The 2,519-nt window shown below is 27.4% G+C and carries 3 protein-coding genes; all 3 read left to right on the top strand.

Going from position 1 to position 2,519, the window contains the following annotated elements; translation table 11 throughout:
* Positions 1-532 (top strand): hypothetical protein (locus tag ACRC03_RS12800; protein ID WP_438652965.1); only part of this gene is annotated, 532 nt, incomplete at its 5' end.
* Between the two features lie 109 nt (positions 533-641).
* Positions 642-1,739, top strand: coding sequence for a metallophosphoesterase family protein (locus tag ACRC03_RS12795; RefSeq protein ID WP_438652964.1), 1,098 nt, complete (start codon positions 642-644; stop codon positions 1,737-1,739).
* A 44-nt stretch (positions 1,740-1,783) separates the two neighbouring features.
* The gene (locus ACRC03_RS12790; RefSeq protein WP_438652963.1) at positions 1,784-1,951 is read left to right on the top strand and encodes an antitoxin VbhA family protein; all 168 of its coding nucleotides are present in this window, start codon (positions 1,784-1,786) and stop codon (positions 1,949-1,951) included.
* Positions 1,952-2,519 lie beyond the last annotated feature (568 nt).

The following is a 2,519-nucleotide window of genomic DNA, read 5'->3' as shown; positions in this document are numbered from 1 at the left end:
AATTATGGGACAATATATATTGGCAGCAGTATGTCATAAAATAAAAATATCTAAGAAGGAAATTACAAAATATAACCTAGAGTTAAGTGATGTGTTAGAAACTTTGGAAAAACGTATAAGTATAAGTTGTTATGATATAACAGAAGATGAAAATAAATATATACTAAAAGCTAAAGAAGAGATTTTTACACCTCAAAACTTAGCAAGTTTTATAAAAGAACAAGGTATGATTTTTAATGGTAATAATATAGAAGAAATACATGATGAAGTTATAACTTTGAAAAACTATGAAGAGATAGTGGATTTAGCTAGTGAAAAGCCTTATGAAAGTTTTCAAGAACATAAGGGCACTTATAATGTTAGATGTAAGAGTTGGTATGATTGTTCAGTAGAAGTTGATGCGATTGTTTTCTTTATGGTGGGTAAAGCATATATAGAATGCTATAATAAGCTTTTTAATTATTTAAAAGAATTAATCAAATGTAGTAGTAAGTATGAAATTACAGGTCTAATGGATGTATTTTTAGAATAATCGTTGATTATGCTATAAAGATGGTTAATGATGAAGATTTGTACAATGGTAAGTATGGATAAGATATAATTGATAAAATATTAAAGTTAGATACAGAAATGGTGAAATTATGGATAATATAGGAATAAAGAGGTATTACATAGATGATTTAGAGATGGTAGCAGAAGTTTTTATAGAATTAAAAAATAAAAACTTAAAAGATAGTTATTTTAAAAGATGGTTTTGTAGTGAAAATGAAATAAAAGATATGTGCAAAGAAGAACTATTTAGGTTTTTTAGTAAAGAACCAAGACTTCACTTAGCACATAAGATATTAAAAGAAATGGTAATATATTGGACTTTAGATTGCATGAGTAGTGCTTCAGTAAGTAATACAAAAACTATTATTTATAAGTGGATAGATGAAGATGAATATGTTGAAGTTAATGAAGATTTAACTAATTTTGTATGGGGAGAGATAAATAGTGTAACTATTACCAAAGTAACCTATACTATAAAAGATATTTTAGTAGAGGAATCACCTGAATTCTCAGAACCTACCTATTGTATAACAGGAGATACTCATGGAGATTTAGATTTTAAAGTTTTTTATGAAGCTAGAAAAGCAGGTTATACAAATATATTTATATGTGGCGATTGGGGTTATATATGGGACGGTAGTTTTAAAGAAGAAAAGCGATTAGATTATTTATCAAGTATAGGACTTAATATATACTTTGTATGTGGTAATCATGAAAATTTTGATTTGTTATATCAATATCCAATAGTTAAACTTAACGGTGGCAAGGCTCATAAGATAAGAGATAACATATACCATTTAATGAGAGGGGAGATATTTACTTTTGGGAATAAAAAGATATTAGCTTTTGGTGGTGCTAATTCTACAGATAAATATTTAAGAAAAGAAGGTACAAGTTGGTGGCAGCAAGAAGTTCCTACTAAGTTAGAAAAAGAAAATGCAAGGACTAATTTAGAAAAACATAATAACAAGGTTGATTATATAATAACTCATACTGGTCATACGAGAATTTTAACAGATATGGGAGGCAATTATAGAATAGATGATGTATCAGAGTTTCTAAGTGAAATATTCCATACTATAGCTTTTAAGTGGTGGTACCATGGTCATATGCATTTAAATCATACTTATGTAGAAGGTAAAACGACTTGTATAAATAAATTAATATTAAATATAGATGTGATATAAGTAATAAAATATTAAAGTTAGATATAGAAAGGGTGAACATGAATATGAGCAAAAATGATAGAATTATAGAAAATACAAATGCGACTATGTCAATGGAAAATATGCCCTTGCTACAAGAGGATAAAGATCGTATAAGAGAATGCTTAGAGGGTAAAATTTCATTTGAAGAAGCCATAGACAAGCTTGTAAAACAGTATACACACAAAAGGTGAACTAATGGCAGATAAATATTACTATGGATATGAAGCTGATAGTAAATATTTCTAAAGGTAATCAATTCATCCTTTTCGCGAAGGGAATGGAAGAAGTCAGAGGCTATTTATAGAGTGTCTGGCATTACATAATGGATTTCAATTGAATTTTGCTAGAATTAGTAATGAGGAGATGCTAGAAGCTAGTGTCGAAACATTTAATCTAAAATATGAGTTTATGAGTAAACTTTTATTAAGGGCATTGAGTAAAAATGAACAAAAAACGTATATTGATTGTTATAAATAGAGTCTTAGATGCTAAACTGAGACTCTATTTACTTATATTTGTATAAATTTAGACTAGCTTATAATGAATACTATATGGCTTAGATAATTCTTTTGGATGCGTATTTCTAAATACATAAGAATAATTAATTCTAGTAGTTGTAATGTAAGCGTCAAAGAATATCCGACTAGAATGCCAATATTTTTTTAGCTAAAATATAAAGTATAAAAACTTGAATATGGAGGCTAACTATGTTAATTGAACAAAGTGAAATAAATTGGGATGAAATTCTAGAAAAATTTG

Source organism: Romboutsia sp. (genome assembly GCF_051659545.1).
Classification (GTDB): domain Bacteria; phylum Bacillota; class Clostridia; order Peptostreptococcales; family Peptostreptococcaceae; genus JBOFOR01.
This window is presented reverse-complemented; position numbering and strand designations above follow the sequence as displayed.